This is a genomic window from Devosia sp., assembly GCF_036406155.1.
Taxonomy (GTDB): domain Bacteria; phylum Pseudomonadota; class Alphaproteobacteria; order Rhizobiales; family Devosiaceae; genus Devosia_A.
The window spans coordinates 1-1,903 of the sequence record NZ_DASWVV010000026.1; the positions used below are offsets into that span (position 1 = coordinate 1).

The 1,903-nt window shown below is 72.4% G+C and carries 1 protein-coding gene; it reads right to left on the reverse strand.

Going from position 1 to position 1,903, the window contains the following annotated elements; translation table 11 throughout:
- The coding region (locus VGD93_RS01625; RefSeq protein WP_395008536.1) for a cation:proton antiporter at positions 1-1,822 on the reverse strand (1,822 nt) is incomplete at its 3' end.
- Positions 1,823-1,903: the final 81 nt, after the last annotated feature.

The following is a 1,903-nucleotide window of genomic DNA, read 5'->3' on the forward strand; positions in this document are numbered from 1 at the left end:
CCGGCGGCGGGGCGAGCGCCGCCTCGACGTCATCGGCCGCGGACAACGCCGCCGCCGCCTTGTGGTCGCGGGTCAGCCAATCGAGCATGCCGAGCGCGATCTCGCGCTCGCCCATGATCACGGTGTTGGCCCCCAGATGCAGCAGGTGCTGCTCCTCCTCGTCCGAGTGGGCACGCGCCACGATCAGCACCTGCGGGTTGTGCTTGCGGCATTGCTCGGTCGCCTGTCCCGCCTCGAAGGCATTGGGGATGGCAATGACGACGTTGCGGGCGCCGTCGACATTGGCCAGTTCCAGCACGCGCGGCGTGGCGGCGTTGCCCTCGATCACCTCGATGCCGGCGGCCCGCGCCGCCGCCACCCTGTCCTCGGCGTCCTCGATGACGAGGAAGGGCGCCCCGGCCGCGAGCAGGCCCTCGCCGATCACCGTGCCGACGCGGCCGTAGCCGATGAGCACGGTATGGCCGGAGAGCCGGGTCGGCAGCGGCGCGCTCGCCTCGGCCGCCGGCGCCGGCTGGGAAACCTCGGGGCGGGCGGCAAAGGCGGGTTCGACCCGCCCCGCCCCGGCCGCGGCACCGGCCGGGCGCAGATGTGCCTCGAGCCCGGGGCGCAGCGCCTCGGCCGCCCACAGCAGCAGCGGATTGAGAAGGATCGAGAGGATGGCGCCGGCGACGATAAGGTCGCGCGCTTCCGCCGGCAGGATGCCCAGCCCCAGCCCGAGCGAGGCGAGGATGAAGGAGAATTCGCCGATCTGGGCGAGGCCGGCGGCGATGCCGAGCGCCGCGGAGGGCGGGCGGCCGAAGGCGATGATGGTGGCGGCCGCGATCGCGGACTTGCCGACGAGCACGATGAACAGCGTCCCCAGCACCGGCAGCGGGTCGTGGATCAGGATCATGGGGTCGAACAGCATGCCGACGGCGACGAAGAACAGCACCGCGAAGGCGTCGCGCAGGGGCAGCGTCTCCTGCGCCGCGCGGTGGCTGAGTTCGCTCTCGGACAGGATGACGCCGGCAAAGAAGGCGCCGAGCGCGAGGCTCACGCCGAACAGATAGGCGGCGCCGGCGGCGACGCCGAGCGCGATGGCCAGCACCGCTAGCCGGAACAGTTCGCGCGAACCGGTGTGGGCGGTGAAGTGCAGGACGAATGGGATGACGCGCCGCCCCACCACCAGCATGAAGCCGACGAAAGCGGCGAGCTTGACCACGGTGACGGCGAGGATGCCCCACACGCCGAGGCTGGTGCCGAGCAGGCGCCCGGCGAGGCTGACGAAGGGATCGTCCGGCGCCGTCCCCCCCACCCCGAAGATGCCGGCCAGCGCCGGGATCAAGACGAGGGCCAGCACCATGGCGATGTCCTCGACGATCACCCAGCCGACGGCGATGCGGCCGCGGTCGCTGTCGATGAGGTGCCGGTCCTGCAGCGCCTTGAGCAGCACGACGGTGGAGGCGACGGACAGCGCCAGCCCGAACAGCAGCCCCGCCCCCACCGTCCAGCCCAGCGCCAGCCCGAGCCCGAGCCCCATCACCGTGCCGCCGACGATGCGGAGCAGCGCGCCGGGAACGGCGAGCGCCTGCACCGACAGCAGGTCCTTGAGCGAGAAATGCAGCCCGACGCCGAACATCAGCAGGATGACGCCGAGTTCCGACAATTCGAGCGCCACCTCGGCGTCGCCGACGAAGCCGGGGGTATAGGGCCCCACCACCACCCCGGCGAGCAAATAGCCCACGAGCGGCGGCAGCCGGAAGCGGTTGGCGACCGCCCCGAACAGGAAGGCCAGCACGAGGCCGGCGACGATCATCGAGATGAGGGGCGTCTCATGCGGCATCGGCGCTCTCCGGCGGGACCGCCCGGTTGGCGTCGCCGCTCCCCAGTGTTGCGGCAGGCGCGCGCGGTGCGCAAGCGCCCT